General features: G+C 31.0%; 19 protein-coding genes and 1 pseudogene. 5 read left to right on the top strand and 15 right to left on the bottom strand.

Translation table 11 applies throughout. The features are described from left to right. Positions 1–271 precede the first annotated feature (271 nt). The gene (locus tag CW357_RS18385) at positions 272–433 is read left to right on the top strand and encodes a hypothetical protein (RefSeq protein WP_164489631.1); all 162 of its coding nucleotides are present in this window, start codon (positions 272–274) and stop codon (positions 431–433) included. Between the two features lie 30 nt (positions 434–463). Here CW357_RS18385 and CW357_RS16595 read toward each other — a convergent pair whose 3' ends face one another. After that, the gene (locus CW357_RS16595; protein ID WP_124218629.1) at positions 464–667 is read right to left on the bottom strand and encodes a TIGR03943 family putative permease subunit; all 204 of its coding nucleotides are present in this window, start codon (positions 665–667) and stop codon (positions 464–466) included. 255 nt (positions 668–922) lie between these two features. Here CW357_RS16595 and CW357_RS18810 point away from each other — a divergent pair, with 255 nt between their 5' ends. After that, complete coding sequence (locus tag CW357_RS18810; RefSeq protein WP_371684370.1) at positions 923–1765, top strand: methyl-accepting chemotaxis protein; 843 nt, start codon at positions 923–925, stop codon at positions 1763–1765. 98 nt (positions 1766–1863) lie between these two features. Here CW357_RS18810 and CW357_RS18950 read toward each other — a convergent pair whose 3' ends face one another. The 6 genes and pseudogenes from CW357_RS18950 to CW357_RS16560 all read right to left on the bottom strand — a co-directional run bounded on the left by CW357_RS18950 (position 1864) and on the right by CW357_RS16560 (position 6150). Then, a complete protein-coding gene (locus tag CW357_RS18950; protein WP_124218627.1) occupies positions 1864–2163 on the bottom strand; it encodes a TIGR04104 family putative zinc finger protein in 300 nt (99 codons plus the stop codon). A gap of 5 nt (positions 2164–2168) precedes the next feature. Next, positions 2169–2547, bottom strand: a pseudogene (locus tag CW357_RS16580) (hypothetical protein). Positions 2548–2679: 132 nt separating this feature from the next. Continuing rightward, positions 2680–3897, bottom strand: a complete 1218-nt coding sequence (locus tag CW357_RS16575) for a YncE family protein (protein WP_124218626.1) — start codon at positions 3895–3897, stop codon at positions 2680–2682. Positions 3898–4218: 321 nt separating this feature from the next. Further along, on the bottom strand, positions 4219–4629 hold the full coding sequence (locus CW357_RS16570) for a DoxX family protein (protein ID WP_124218625.1): 411 nt from the start codon (positions 4627–4629) through the stop codon (positions 4219–4221). Between the two features lie 92 nt (positions 4630–4721). Beyond that, positions 4722–5162 (bottom strand): MarR family winged helix-turn-helix transcriptional regulator, encoded by a 441-nt coding sequence (locus tag CW357_RS16565; protein WP_124218624.1) that lies wholly within the window; start codon positions 5160–5162, stop codon positions 4722–4724. A gap of 364 nt (positions 5163–5526) precedes the next feature. Next, positions 5527–6150 (bottom strand): kinase, encoded by a 624-nt coding sequence (locus CW357_RS16560; protein WP_124218623.1) that lies wholly within the window; start codon positions 6148–6150, stop codon positions 5527–5529. A gap of 156 nt (positions 6151–6306) precedes the next feature. On the opposite strand from CW357_RS16560, the gene CW357_RS16555 reads away from it, so the two are divergent. Then, positions 6307–7095: a M15 family metallopeptidase gene (locus CW357_RS16555; protein ID WP_241155161.1), complete on the top strand. Its 789-nt coding sequence runs from the start codon at positions 6307–6309 to the stop codon at positions 7093–7095. Positions 7096–7214: 119 nt separating this feature from the next. Here CW357_RS16555 and CW357_RS16550 read toward each other — a convergent pair whose 3' ends face one another. The 6 genes from CW357_RS16550 to CW357_RS16525 form a co-directional block, all read right to left on the bottom strand. Next, positions 7215–7667, bottom strand: coding sequence for a GNAT family N-acetyltransferase (locus CW357_RS16550; protein WP_124218621.1), 453 nt, complete (start codon positions 7665–7667; stop codon positions 7215–7217). A 144-nt stretch (positions 7668–7811) separates the two neighbouring features. Beyond that, a complete protein-coding gene (locus CW357_RS16545) occupies positions 7812–8012 on the bottom strand; it encodes a cold-shock protein (protein ID WP_119417414.1) in 201 nt (66 codons plus the stop codon). A gap of 242 nt (positions 8013–8254) precedes the next feature. Further along, positions 8255–8542, bottom strand: a complete 288-nt coding sequence (locus CW357_RS16540; RefSeq protein ID WP_124218620.1) for a hypothetical protein — start codon at positions 8540–8542, stop codon at positions 8255–8257. Positions 8543–8695: 153 nt separating this feature from the next. Next, positions 8696–9466 carry an N-acetylmuramoyl-L-alanine amidase gene (locus CW357_RS16535; protein WP_119417344.1) on the bottom strand — a complete coding sequence of 257 codons (771 nt, stop codon included), beginning with the start codon at positions 9464–9466 and terminating at the stop codon, positions 8696–8698. A 204-nt stretch (positions 9467–9670) separates the two neighbouring features. Next, on the bottom strand, positions 9671–10918 hold the full coding sequence (locus CW357_RS16530; protein ID WP_124218619.1) for an MFS transporter: 1248 nt from the start codon (positions 10916–10918) through the stop codon (positions 9671–9673). Positions 10919–11021: 103 nt separating this feature from the next. Beyond that, the gene (locus CW357_RS16525) at positions 11022–11645 is read right to left on the bottom strand and encodes a LysE family transporter (RefSeq protein WP_119417346.1); all 624 of its coding nucleotides are present in this window, start codon (positions 11643–11645) and stop codon (positions 11022–11024) included. Positions 11646–11922: 277 nt separating this feature from the next. Here CW357_RS16525 and CW357_RS16520 point away from each other — a divergent pair, with 277 nt between their 5' ends. Next, positions 11923–12432: a DUF3231 family protein gene (locus CW357_RS16520; protein WP_124218618.1), complete on the top strand. Its 510-nt coding sequence runs from the start codon at positions 11923–11925 to the stop codon at positions 12430–12432. Between the two features lie 95 nt (positions 12433–12527). Here CW357_RS16520 and CW357_RS16515 read toward each other — a convergent pair whose 3' ends face one another. Continuing rightward, positions 12528–13091, bottom strand: coding sequence for an N-acetylmuramoyl-L-alanine amidase (locus tag CW357_RS16515; RefSeq protein WP_158582429.1), 564 nt, complete (start codon positions 13089–13091; stop codon positions 12528–12530). Between the two features lie 425 nt (positions 13092–13516). Here CW357_RS16515 and CW357_RS16510 point away from each other — a divergent pair, with 425 nt between their 5' ends. Beyond that, the gene (locus tag CW357_RS16510) at positions 13517–14434 is read left to right on the top strand and encodes a hypothetical protein (RefSeq protein WP_119417349.1); all 918 of its coding nucleotides are present in this window, start codon (positions 13517–13519) and stop codon (positions 14432–14434) included. Between the two features lie 171 nt (positions 14435–14605). On the opposite strand, the gene CW357_RS16505 is transcribed toward CW357_RS16510, so the two are convergent. Next, positions 14606–15166, bottom strand: a complete 561-nt coding sequence (locus tag CW357_RS16505) for a group-specific protein (protein ID WP_124218630.1) — start codon at positions 15164–15166, stop codon at positions 14606–14608. Positions 15167–15379: the final 213 nt, after the last annotated feature.

The raw sequence follows: 15379 nt of genomic DNA, 5'->3' as shown, positions 1-15379 counted from the left end.
TTTATGATTGACATTTCACCCCTGGGCTTTTCTATTAATATATATATGAAATTTATTATTATATACAATTTGATTACACCTCTATAGTATAACGTCAGACTTCTTACATCTAGTCTTTTGTTCTATTTTATTTCTTAATTGTGTCAGATATTTGACATAATAATTCTTTTGCTAGATGAGACCGTTTACATTAATTAAAGCTAAATTTTCTGAATAATTCTATTGTCAAAAAGAACAAATGTTCTTATAATGGAAAAGAGGTGATTTTCAAATGCATCCGCTTGAAAAACAAAAAATACAAATATCCCCCACTGATAAAGACACTTTGGAAAACGCTGCTAAAGAATTTTTGCAAACAACATCAAAAGAGCTTCTCTTAGAAAACATTGAACTTTATGAAACTTTTCAAAAAAGTAAAACGGTTGCTCATTAGAACAACCGTTTCAAAAATGAAGATTTATATTTATTTTTGTTTTTTTATGTTTGGATTATCATACCCTCTAAAAGTATAGGACTCGTCTGGTCTTTCTATTTGATTGATCTTTGTTACTTTTAAATACGGAAAGTTTGCTTTAAAGGGTTGATAATAAATTGTGGAGAGCTTACCTTCTACATTCACCCATTGATCATTTTTTAAATGTTGACCATCAGGTAATTGAACAACCATAAACCCCAGCATCTGCAATACAGTGAATAACTCCAAAACGTAATACAAATACTTAATTTTTACCTAATTCATGCTTTTCGCCATGATAGATAAAGCCTTTATACGAAACAGTTTTACCAATGAATTAACCAGCTCTTTTTGAGTTTTAAAAGAAAATAACTAGAATATCAAAGAAGCAGTGTATTGCGTTTATATTATATTGTTTATCTGCATATTTTTTCTATATAGTGATATAATAGTAACTATTATAATACAATGGAATTGAGGGACAGAACGATGATTAACAAAATTGATTCACTAGAAAAATTCATCTCAACTGTGAGTATATACAAATCTGCCATACCTGCAGACCTATCAATTGCTATCTGTGATTTAGAAAAATTTATTGCTTATTTTCCTGGAGAGACTATTGATTTACATATTAAAGCTGGACAACCATTGAATCCTCAAGAACCATTATTAGTAGCTCTAAAGAAAAACATACGACTCCAAGATGATGTACCAGCTGAGTTTTATGGTTACGAGTTTACTGGAACTGCGCTGCCATTACACGATCAAACAGGAAAAGTGATTGGTGGAATAGCTATACAAATCCGAAAACAAACAGAACTTAAGGTAATTATCAATCAAATTTCAAAATCTTTAATGGAAGCAAATACACAAATTAATACAATTACTGAAGGCTCTCGTTCACTTGCTGAAGTTTCACAACAACTATTGACACAATCTCAGCACGCAGGCAAAGAAATAAAACAAACCGACGACGTTCTAAAAGTGATTAAAAGTGTGGCAGACCAAACAAATTTACTTGGTCTAAATGCAGCTATCGAAGCAGCACGTGCTGGAGAAAAAGGAAAAGGCTTTGAAGTTGTAGCAAATGAAATAAGAAAATTCTCAAAAGAAACAGTTAAATCCACTCAACATATTAAAGAAACTCTAACGAGGATTAAAGATGTTACAGAACAGATGGGGAAATCTATAGAACAAATATCCACAGTGGAACGTGAACAATCAACCTCTATAGAAGGAGTTTCCGACTTTATAAAAGATATTCAAAAAATGTCTATTCAACTAAACAATTACGCTAATAAATTGTAGATCATCATTTTTGTTTCTAAAGTATATCAAACAATCAAAAAAACGCATCTCATGGATGCGTTTTTGATTGTTTAAATTTATTTTTGCTAATAGATTTTTCACCAAAATACTTCCTCTTGATCGCTTAACTTTATTAAAAACGGGATTAATCCAATATAAAAAACATAAATCAATATCTCTGAAGTTATGATATATCGCAAAGGAACTCCAAATGATATAAGGGGGACAAAGATGAGAGAAATCAATATCCCTACAATACTTAACTGGTTTCTTGATTTTACTGAAATATATTGATTGGTATGACAGTTAGTACATTTTAACTTTCGCTTAAATGAAAACAATTGAGCAATTGTTTCCTTCCAACCCCATTTATGACCGCAATGCTTACATGTTGCCATTCCATCTAACTCCTTTCCCAAATCACTTCGTTTTCTTTTATTTTTTTCAAAACTGAATTCTTTAATGTTCTATATTGTGTTTCATTTGTATCGAGAAATGCTTCACTTCGACTAGATAATAGATCATCATACTGTTATTGAAGTTTCAAATTGAGAATCCGTAAAATCATATCTCTTACCATAAATATAATTATAATAATGCCAACTTTTTTCTACCTTTGTTTTAATAATTTGTCCATCTAATAAGTCATTTACAACCAATGCTGTTACACCACATTGACCTTTTGCAGGATTTTGCTTTGTCCATTTAGAACTTGTTTCGATTGACCAAGAATTAAACAAAGCCTCACGTAAGAATATAATTTTCTCATCTAATTCTTTCAAACTTTTTACCCCTCTAGTCTAAGAAAAATGTATAGTTTTGTCTGTGAGTTTTCAGTAGCTACATCTATATAATTTCATTTTTATATAAATTTTACCAAATATTATCATAAAAAACAAATATAATATTTACGTCTAATAATCTAGTACAGTGAATGTATTTATTAGATAGTTTGATAATGGTCTTTTTATGATTGTTCTAGATAAGTGTTTTCCAGTCTTTAAATCAAACGCATTTATTTCGCCTCGAGTTTTGTCTTTTTCTTCATCTCTAACCCTATAAGTCGTTTGAATATATGCTATATGATTTTTAACTTCTATCCCCTCTGTAAACGTTATATTATTTGACAAAAAATCTCTTTGCTTTTTAGTCATATTAAATTTCAATTTTTCAAAGTGACCTTTTCTATCCATTTTATAAGCATAATTATAATCATCTAATATAACTAAGCGTCCATCGACTATATCAAAAGAGTCTGGTCTAAAATACTTGTCAGGAATATTAATTTTTTTAATAGCATTTAAACTTTTGGGATTAATAACTAAAATTTTACCATTTTCTTTGTTACTGTTATGTCCACCACTTATTGCATAATATAAATTATCGTTATATAAAATCATTGAAGGATTACTTGGTAAACCTGATCTATTATGTTGCTCATCTAGTGAATGTAATTTTTTTGTAGATAAAACTTTTCCAGTTCTTAAATTACACCGATGAATATAAACTACAGCGTCAGGATCTTCTGTAGTAATGTATGCAATATCTTTTTCAATATAAATTGCATGTACGAAACCATGAGGAATCACTAATGTTTCTTTTTTATGAGGTTTATTTACTTTCCAGTAAACCAAGGTCTGTCCTTCATCTAAATTATTTGCAACATCGTAAATAACATAACTTTTATTTGAATATAGGGAGAATGAGTGACTAGTATTTAAATTTGTAGTATTAATAGATTCAATTTTCCCAGAATGCAAATCTATTTGATAACGACCTGCAGACCTATTACTTACAACATAAGCTTTCTTACCATTATTCACCATGCCAATTGGTTCAAGCATGTTCAATTTTTTGCTTTGTGAAATAAAATTACCATTTTTATCCATTACATAGATGGTACCTGATTTTTTTGAAGAGGTATTGCCTAACTCAGAAAAGGCAATAAGATATTTACCATTAGTATTTAATGATTCTGATTTAGCAGGCATATTTTTGACTAACTTTTGGTCCTTAGCATGAGTTGGGAAAGAATACGCTAAATGTAATATTACTCTTTGGGAAATAGTTATAGCGATTATCACTACAATCATAAAAGAAATGCTAATTAGTAATCTTTTTCTTTTTTTCATTTTTTTCTCACTTCCAATTCTCTTCTCAAATAAACATTACGAAGTAGTTTTTATTCTTTTATCTGCCTTTTCAATTGGGTTTTCCATTTTTAAATAATGCCATTCCCCTAACCCATTCTTCTCTTATAATTTTTTGATCTTATTTGTAGCTTCAAATTTATAATTCTCAAGTTATCAGTAAAATAATTTCAATATGTAAATTCACATTAACTTTATCATACATTATTTCCTAAAATATACTCAATAGCACAATTTATATATACAAAAAGTCAACAGTTCAAAATGAACTGTTGACTTTTTGTAAACATATTAAATTTTCAATTACCAAAACTTAATGTCATAAAGTGCATCTAAAGAAATAGAACCGGCACCTGCTAAAGCAAATCCTAGTGCAACAGCAATTAATACAACATTATACTCAATTCCACCCTTATCAGCGAAAAGACCATTTTTTCCATGCACGGTTACAATGGCAATGATCATTGGTACAATGATAAAAAGTGCAGCCAAAGGTGTAAGGAATCCTAATAAGAAAAGTATTCCGCCAACTAATTCACCAAAGCCTGCTAATAATGCCATTGGTTTTCCTGGTTTAATACCTATTTGTTCAAAAAATGCACCTGTTCCAGCAGGTCCGCCACCTCCGAACCATCCAAATGCTTTCTGTGTACCATGAGCTGCAAAATATAGTCCAATGATTACGCGTATTATTAATAGACCGATAGCTTCCATTATAAAAACCTCCAAATTTTTCATTTAGTTGCTATAGCAACTAATACAACGTTCTTAATTTTAATAGAAACTCCTAATCATTGCAAGTTTTTTTACTTATCCTTATTTGAATCTACATTTCGTTGCATTTTTAATAGTATATTATTTACCATTTGTAGTTCTTCATGAGTTATTCCTGAACAGACTATACGATTGAATTCCTCAGTAATTGGATAAACCTTCTCACCTAAACTAATACCCTTTTCAGTAAGATACACATTGAATGATCGACAATCTTTTTCATTGACTTTTCGGCTGATTAATTCTTTCTTTTCTAAACTACCAATCATACGAGCAATATTCGTTTTATCTTTATTAAGTCTTTTAGCTATTTCATTTTGACTTAATCCATCTTTTTCCCATAAAAGTATCAAAATTAAGTTTTGTTCAGGTGCAATATTTAAGGGGGCTAATTTTGCTTTAATAAAGCTTGTTAAAGTTAAGTCTGTTTGATGAATCAATATACTTATGTAATCATTCATTGAAATCTTCATATATAAACTCCTTCATTTTTAGAATATATTGAACTAAAAGCTAACGTTCTGTTCATATAAGAAAGGATTAGTTCAAATAAGCCATTATTATAATTATTCTTCTAATTCATATATTACAATATACTATGTAATGTTAATAAATACTTGTTATTGCCACGTTTTTTTACTCATTTTCAAGCTTTATCTTCACATTTCATTAGCATTTATAAATGGTGTTCCTAATCGTTTTTTATAAAATTTCTAACTAATACAGTACTATCTATCTGCACATAGTGTCCATTCAATTGCATTAGGTATTAAAAATGATGATTTTACGAGTAACACTGGCCAGCAACTATGTTTTTCAGCTTATATTTCACACACATTAATTCGTATTTATTATTTTATCTGCCTTTTCAATTGGGTTTTCCATTTTTAAATAATGCTCTTCCCCTAACCAATACCTTCTTTTGTACTTATTTAATCTTGTTTGTAAGTCTCCAATATATAAGCCTCGATTAAGAACCCTTTCATACCTTATTTCTCTTGGGCAATCCAAAAATATTATATAGTCATAAAAAGATATCCATTCTTTTCTTTGTAGAAATATCCCTTCAATTAGTATGATGGAATCAGATGATATTGTAATTTCTTTAAGTGTAGTATTATTAGATTCCTTTTCATAATAAGGCAAGGAAATTTTTGTATAGTTACGATGTATTTTCTTTAATAAATTATTTTTTATCCATTCTATATCCCATTGCAAATAGTAATATTCATACCATTCATCGTGCCCAGTATTATATCTTTTGTTATTTTCCACTATGTGATCATCCATATGAATAATGGTAACATTGCATTTACTTTTTAAGCTGTCTTCTAGTTCTTTTACCATTGTTGTTTTACCCGCTCCACTTAATCCATCAATCGCCACTATGAAAGGGCGTTCTTTTAACGAGCGTGTATTTAATAGGTAGAACAAGTCATTTACTATATTATGAACACTCATCATATACCTCTTCTCATATTTTTGTATATTCTGACAAATAGCGAAGTACAAAAAAATGTACTCCCCTATGATTCAATTTAAGAAAAACTTAAGATTTACACCACTATTTTTTAAGATTTACTTATTATACTAGAAACTATTAGTAAAGGAGCGAGCATGTTGAAAAAAATAATCATAGCACTTTTTATCATCATATTTTGTTATCAATTCTTTATAAATGATTCCCCAAAATTAGATCAGGAAATTTCACTAGAAGACAAGTCACTTTACAATGGTGATTTAATATTAATCAATAAAAATTCTAAGCTCCAACAGGATCCAACAAACTTAACAATAATTCCAAAGGATTTAACAGAAAACGTTTTAATCGATTCAGAATATAAGGTCCAACAAGATTTAGTCGAACCATTAAAACAGATGTTTGAAGCGGCACAAGAAGATGGGGTTCAACATTTCAAAATCAATAGCTCATACCGTAGCGGTAAACTACAGCAACAACTTTACGAACAAAAGGGTGCTGAATATGCATTGCCTTCTGGTTCTAGTGAACATCAAACCGGATTATCAATTGATATTGGTTCTACCCAAGGGACTATGGATAAAACGAAGGAAGGCAAATGGCTAGAAGAACATGCGACTGATTTCGGGTTTATATTACGCTATCCAGAAAATAAAGTAGACATCACAGGTATTGCATTTGAGCCGTGGCATTTCCGCTATGTTGGATTGCCACATAGTGTCATGATGAAACAAAAGGACATGTCTTTAGAAGAATATATAAAATTTTTAAAAGATAAAAAAGACTACACAACCAAGGTAGATGGTGTGAAATATTTTGTTCAGTATGTTGAAAATACCAATCAAGCAAAAATCCCTGATACAGCAAAATTTGTAGTGTCTGGTGATAATTTAGATGGATTTATTATTACTTCGGTCATAAAGTAAAAATATCCTGTTCTATTTTAGAGTGGCTCTATTTTTTCTATAAATCAAAAGGCTCTGGCCAACTACTACTTGATGTTTATTTTATTCTGTTTTCTAACAATGAATAAATTTTTTAAAATTTACAAACCTTGAGATAATCGAATCATACCCCTACACTGGATGCCGTTTTCGAAGATTTCTTCTGTGTAGTGCTTGGTGAAAAAGTCTATATCGACGCCAGTAATTCTAAACCCACATTTTTGATATAGGGCCAATTGTTTGATGCTTGAATTTCCAGTACCTATTTCTATAGTTTTGTAACCTTTTGACTTAGCTACTTCAAGGGCATTCATCACTAATTTTCTGCCTAACCCTTTACCATGCAAAGTTTCCTCTACTGCAATATTTACTAATTCCACCGTTTCAGGTCTTGTTTTCAGTAATACATAGCACCCGATTATTTGACCATTACTTTCAGCTACAAAGCATTGTCCCCTTTGTAAATATTCCTCAACAATCTTTCTTGAGGGGTCAGCTAACAATAACAAATCCATTGGCGGCTCTTCATCAATATTTAGTTTACGAATAAGCATATTTGCTCCCCCTTTATAATTATGTATTTTACCATTTATATTATTTTACTTTACTCTAAAATCTTTTGCGTATTTTAAAAAAACTAACCACAAAAAAGAGGAACCCTATTATAAGGATTCCTCTTTTTGAAATTTCGTTAAAAATTAAAGTTTTACGATGTTTGCAGCTTGTGGTCCGCGTTGACCATCTTCAACGTCAAATTGAACTTTTTGACCTTCGTCTAAAGATTTGAAACCTTCGCCTTGGATTGCTGAGAAGTGAGCGAATACGTCTGCTCCGCCTTCAACTTCGATAAAACCGAAACCTTTTTCTGCGTTAAACCATTTTACTGTACCTTGTGTCATTTAAATGACCTCCATTTAATAAATTAATATATAAGATTTTCAAAAGAAAAAATTCACATATTACAAAAAGTACCGAAAATACACGATCACTCTTTGTAACACGTGAATTTAACTTTTCCTCTATTGAGGTTCTTATTGATTTTATTATACACTACAGATACCAATTTGTCTAATGAAATTTGAAAATAAAAAAATTTTATACAATTAAAAAAACACATCCGCTGTGGATGTGCTTAATAACATTAAAGTGTTTCTTTGAACTTGAAATTGTATTTTTTATTTATTTTTCGAGCAATCTGACTTAAAAACTCTTGAACGGTCATTTTCTCAACTTTTTGTGTGTACCAAGCAAGTTTTGTTCCCTTGTTTTCCTTATTATAATTAACTAGAGAAGGCTTAAAAGTTTGATTTTTGTATTTATAATCAAATTTAATGTAAAGTTTATTTTCCTTTGGGCAATCTAGGATTACCTCATAAACTGGATCTTTAAATTCGGGTTGAAACTTAACTTTTTTAATTTTAGTTAGCATGTTTATCTCCCCTTTAAAATAATAACAACATATTCATTATACCATAGTTTGTGGATAAATAAGAGTAACAGCACTTTGAGGAAATAAATACCAGTTTTTGTCGATAATCCGGTCTAGTTTAATAATGAAAAAGATGTTATTTTTGGTAGGGCTTTATACTTTCTCAACAAATGCTTTTTTTGCAGTAATATACAAACCTGATTTTGTTTTCAAACGATACACCAAACCGTATTTTACAATATCAACAATTGTATAAACTGTATTTTCAGGACAAACTTCCACACGATTTTTCTTATCGAACTTAAGTTTGCTGTATGCCCAACATTTCTTCTTTATACGATATAAGCCGTTACCCTCTGTGTAATATTCTGATTTCTTAGGCTTGCTTTCTTTTTTCTTGTAATCTAATTTATCAGCAATAACTTTGGCAATTGCTTGACACAAACCTTCAAAATTTTCTCTATACGCCTTAGCGTCTTTCTCGCTAGTAACGAAGCAAACCTCTAAAAGAATAGCTGGTTTTACCGTTTTACGTAAGAAGTACAATTCTTTACGTTCTTTTGCACCACGATCTAAAATTCCGAGTGCATCAGCCATTGCTTTTGACATCTTCTTAGACAATGATTTCTCATCATAATATAAACATTCCGACCCCGTCGCAGACGCACTTGCACTATTAAAATGTACACTAATATCCAATGAACGCGACTTACTATTATGGTGATTCACGATATTCGCCAAGTTTTGATCTTGTGATGTTGCTGTTTTTTCATGATATTTATAACCTGAGCCATTGTAATTATTAGTCAGAATAGAGAAGACTCGATTTACAACCTTTTTCGCTTCTTCATGTTCATTTAATATCCCAGATGCTCCGGGAACTTTAGCACCATGCCCTGAACTGATTACGAATTTTTTTGTCATATAATTTCAGTCCTTTCTGTTTCTTCATAAGCCCATCTACATACAATATATGATTCCCCAAAAATTTCGTATAGGATAATGATTAGCAGGAAAATACATACCCTTATCCCATCTTAAGTATTTTCAAGTTTTTTCCTTACATATGTATTGCTATTAATTAAAGTATAAATAAAAGACCGATCCATTTGTAATCGGTCTTTTTGATTATTTTGCATTCGCTTTTGCTTGTTGACCAATTGCTTGAATATCAATAAACTTTAAAACTAAAAATAAAAGTATAATCCCTAAAACACATGAAGCAATATAAAATGCATTTAAATTATTTTTCATTAAAAGCGACATAATCGGCGGCCCTGCTGCTACTCCGATAAATCGTGCTGAACTGTAGAAAGAAGTAACTGTACCCCTCTCCTCTTTTCTTATATTTTCAGTAATGATTGCATCAAGCACTGGGAGTAGAGCTCCTAACGCAATACCTGCGATACTTGTTACAACTAAAAGAAATATTAAATTTTCTTTTAAAAACCCTACAAACACAATACTAATTGAAGTAATCACTAAAGAAATCAGTATCATTCTCTTAATGGCTTTTAGATCGCCTTTTATTTTTCGCCCCGTAACAAAAGAAGCAATACATAACATTAATAGTGGAATGGCTAGGACAAAACCTTTTTTTACTCCTTTTATATCATGTGCTTTTTCAAGGTTCTCTGATAAGAAAAACAACATACCGAATAAAACAAGCATCACATAAATTCCATTTAAGAAGACTACAAATAACCATTTTCCTTCTTCTTTAAAAGTCTTTTTGACTCTTTGAACAAAATCCTTAAATGCGACTGGAGGAGCTTTTTCTTTTGGGGACTTAACAAAAAAGATAACCAAAAGGATTGATATTAGGCTAAATATGGAGATAGAGAAAAAAGGGAGAAACCATAAAAAAGCTGCAAATGCAGCACCCAGGATTGGGCTTAACACTTTGCCAAATGTATTAGAAGTTTCGATAATCCCAAGACTTGCACTTGTTTTTTCATCATCGCCCTTGTAAAGGTCACCTATTAATGGCATAACAATTGGCATTGCACCTGCAGCGCCAATCCCCTGTAAAATACGACCAATTATAATTACAAAGTAAGGACTATCCAGTTTCCAGGATGCAAATGCAGAAATAAGACCCCCGATAAATGCTAAGATTAAACTAGGTAATATAACAATTTTCCGTCCAAATCGATCTGACAAATAACCGGCGACAGGTATAAGTAAAATAGCAGCAATTGAGTAACTTGTAATGATCATGCTTGATTGAAATGAAGAGATGTCTACCTTCTTTTCTAAAATAGGAAGAACTGGGATAAGCATTGAATTACCAAGTGTCATTACAAGTGGTATTGACGCTAAGCTAATTATGCACAATACGCTAACCTTTTCCTCTTTTCCACTATTATTTTGCATAAAAACACCTCTATGTGATTTAGTAATATATTTATCATGTCCAGAAGTGTTTTATTTATGTGTAATAGGAAAAGCTCATTATTATTTTTAAGGAAGAAATACTTTAGAATAACGATTTATACGCAAGTATCCCAAAATGTATACCAAATCCTATCATAGAAATTGATGAAACTGCTGATACTACATTTAAAAAATTAGAAGATAATATCTTCCGCGATCCACTTGAAATTGAAGCCATTATGAAATCTACTAATAGAATGCCTAACAAAATACAGACACTGTACATTCCGATTTCAAAAGTGTTTAGATTAGACCCACCTACTAAGACGGAACCATAAATACCCAACCAGAACAGAATTGTTAAAGGATTTAGAAGCGCTATCAGGAAACCCGATATAAATGAATGCCTAAGACGGATAATACGTTTAAAATTAGAATTCAACTTAACTTTATGCATAGTCAGTAAATTTTCTATTCCTGTATACAGAAGAACAAAGCAGCCAAAAGACCATAATATCGATTTAATAAACGGATATTCAATAAAACGTCCAATTCCTAAATATACTAAAAACATATAGGTTAAATCAGTTGCAATTGCTCCTAAACTAAAAAACCAAGCATGAAAAAAACCATTTTTGATTCCTAAGTTTAATAATGTTGCTTTTACTGGTCCAATAGGAGCAGCTAAAGAAATTCCTAATAAAAAATAAGGTATCATGGTATGCATGTTTATTCACCTCCAACTTTTAACACTACGTTTATTAATTTTTCTTAATATCATATTCTGATAAGACAAACACTATTCGATTCGTTATATATTATTTTGTTTGTTAGAGGTGGTATTAAAAACAAAATAACATCCAGAAATAAGTTAAAAAGTATGTATTCCACTGTAGCTTTAATTACTTATTCGAATAATTTCTTACAATGCTTCTGTAGTATAATATTCAAACGTTTATCACATCCTGTTCTTGTTAAACAAAACAAGGAAATGGAGTGTTAACATGGGCATTCTAAGTGGTAACCCAAAAGATCAACCATTACACTATGGTGAAGTTATGGCAATATGGACAAATGTCGCAACAAACAACGGATTAATAGCTGCTTATCAAACATTTTTTAATCATACTGGTGATAAAGATTTAGCCAAAATCATTGAAGATGCTATACAGTGTTGCAAAGAAGAGAATGAGCAATTAGAAATTATCTTAAAAGTAAATGGCATAGCTCTTCCACCTGCGCCTCCTGAACGTCCAAATGCGAAATTAGAGGACATTCCAGCTGGAGCTAGATTTAATGACCCAGAAATAAGTGCTGCTCTTTCAAGAGATATGGTCTCTGGCCTTTTAGCATGCAGTGAAGCTATCGGTATGTCGATTAGAGAAGATATTGGCATGATGTTCACTCAATTCCATATGAAAAAAGAACAACTGGGTGCAAAATTACTAAAACTTAGTAAAGAAAAAGGATGGCTTATTCTACCTCCTTTACATGTCGACTATCCAGAAGCATAAGATACTTTTATGAACCCCCTTTACCAGCTTGTATAAGCCTGTATAAAAAAGAGTAGCAATCGCTACTCTTTTTTGGTGTGTTTCAAATATTTACTTTACCTAGTGGCATTACTAATCGATGCTGCTTTCTTTGTATAGCCTAAATTATCAGCTATTACTTTTGCAATGGCCTGACATAGTCTCTCAAAATTCTCTCGGTAAGCAGCGGCATCTTTTTCACTTGTTACAAAGCAAACTTCTAAAAGTATTGCAGGTTTTGACGTATTACGAAGAAAATATAACTCTTGACGCTCTTTTGCTCCACGATCAGTAATGCCTAGTGCATTTGCCATGGCTTTTGACATTTTTGCAGATAAGGTTAACTCGCTATAATATAAACATTCTGATCCCGTTGCGGATGCAGTAGCCGCATTAAAATGGACGCTGATATCCAAAATACGAGTTTTACTATTATGATAATTTACGATTGTAGATAAGTTCTGACTTTGTGTTGTGGATGTATCATCATGGAACTTGAAGCCAGCTCCATTATAATTGTTTGTTAAAATCTCATATACACGATTTACGACTTTACGTGCTTCAGTGACCTCATTTAAAATACCAATTGCTCCTTGTACATATTTTCCATGTCCTGAACTAATGACGAATTGATTTACCATAAATAATTCCCCCTTAATAGTATTTTTGTTATTCCTTTTTGCTAAACCTTTGAGGCCTCTTAGGTAAAGCGAGCACAATAACATATGAGATGTATCTCACACTAAAAACTTATTGTGCTTATACTATATAAAGGAGTTTTCAGACGATATTTTACACCCTATAAACCAAATTTTTTAGTTAATGAATATTTTAATTCTAAAGAATTCGTTCAAGTTACATAATAATGGGGTATTTTGAATTATAATAATTATTTGTAGTATTAATAGATTACTTTCTATTATAAAAAAGTACTCAAAAAGCTATAAAATGTTATAAAAATTAAGTTTTTATTGAAAAGCGATTAATATAAGTTACTATTAGTATAGTGAATTCGAGATATTAAAAAGTGGCTATATGATAGCAATTTATAGGAGGAATTTTATTTTTGGATGCATTATTTGGAGTTGTAGGGGTTTTATTATTAGTAGTATCAATAATCAGTGTAGTAATTTTTGGGCTTTTATTAGCAGTGAAAAAGAATAATAGCAAAAAAAATTATAAACGAAAATTAAGAAATTCTAGTATTTTATTTGTAATTTCTATAGTACTCATTATTATCGCAGGAAGCCTATCACCATCTGAAAACAGTTCAAGTAAAAAGGATGAGACTACTTCTAGTAAGACAGTTGAGAAAAAAGAAAAGAAATCTGTGGCTTACACTTACGATAAAGCTGAAACTAAAGCCGATAGAAACGGTGATTTCTTAGTTAAAATTGAAGTTAAAGATGGTTATACACCAGAAATCGTTAAAGGTGCAAATGTAACTCTTAAAAAGAAAGATGACCATCATTATTTACTAAGCGGCACAGTTGATAAAAAGGAACAATCAGCAACATACAAGTTAAGTTTTACCGCTAATGATGATCAACAAACAATGAATCTTACTATTGATAATGCATTAGCTAAGAAAGCATATGTACAAAAACAAATTGCAGAAGCTAAGAAAAAAGTGAAAGAAACTGCCCTGAAAAATGAAAATACACTCTCATATGGGATGTTAAACAAATCCCAAGATAAATATGTTGGGAAGCCATATCACATTACTAAAGGCCACGTTATGCAAGCTATGGAAGACAACGGGAAGACAACTCTTTTAGTTCAATTGACTGATAAAGGTTATGGTATCTGGGACGATATCATCGCAGTCTATTATCCTAATACAACCGATGCTGTTGACAGTGATTTTGTAGAAATCTGGGGAACTTTAGGCCAAAAATGGAATTACACAACAAAAATCGGTGGTAGCAACTCCGTACCGACTATGAAGGCAGATACAATAAAAGTTATAGGCCATTCAAAATAGATATAAGCTGCTCATGTTTTATTCATTTGAAGTGAAAAACCAGAAAAAAAATTCTATATAAATAGTAATGAGTTCGGTCTTGCACCGGACTCATTTTTTAGTTTGTTTTATTTATGCAAAAAAAGAGAAAACTTTTAAGTGACTGCTCTTGCTCTAAGTAAAATTTCTTTATTACAGATTGTTCCATGTAATTATCTCTGCATCTTTTATGTCAACTTCTCCATAGGTTAATAAATGCGGGATAAATGCGAACAGACCAAATTTATTTCCCTTTTCCTTTTCATCTTTATAATATTCAACTGTCACTGAAGGGATTTCTTTCATTTCTTTATAATCATTAATATTTATGAAATTAATATCATCTTCATCTATATCATTATTGGGACCTCTGTATGTTTCCTTTGAATACATATAAATAGCATTCTTATTATTTTTTAAGTTTTGAATCGGTACTCTATAAAATTTGAGTTCCTCCTTAATTTGAATACCTAACTCAGTAAGAGCGTTATAGACATGATAAGGATGTAAAGGTGAGAAATGAATAACATCATTCCATAGACAATTCAATTTTGGAATTTGTCTTCTTAGAAGTTTTACCCTTTCCGGGTGATCAAAATATTTTTTAGAGTACTTTTCATATAATTCAGGGTGAGCCGTTTCCAATGAATTCAGAGAAATAAGTTTATCTCCCCTCATGTCTGCTGGAACCATATGATATATAAATTCTTGCATTACTTTTCCCCATCCCCCTGCTGAAATCAAAAAGTTAATCACATACTATTATTCTCTACTTTTAATCGTATTTCCTTGTTCAAGTTGGGAGAAATAGTTCTTTTACTTGGAACATAATTCTACTACAACTAAATCTATGAACTGTTACAACAAAACCTTCCTTCCAATTCATTTCTACTCTCTCTCGTATATTAGTAGTAAGAGCTCTTTCCG

It is taken from the genome of Rummeliibacillus sp. TYF005 (assembly GCF_003844195.1).
In the GTDB taxonomy this organism is placed as follows: domain Bacteria; phylum Bacillota; class Bacilli; order Bacillales_A; family Planococcaceae; genus Rummeliibacillus.
Note: the sequence above shows the minus strand (reverse complement) of the source record. Positions and strands in the feature narration are given on the sequence as shown.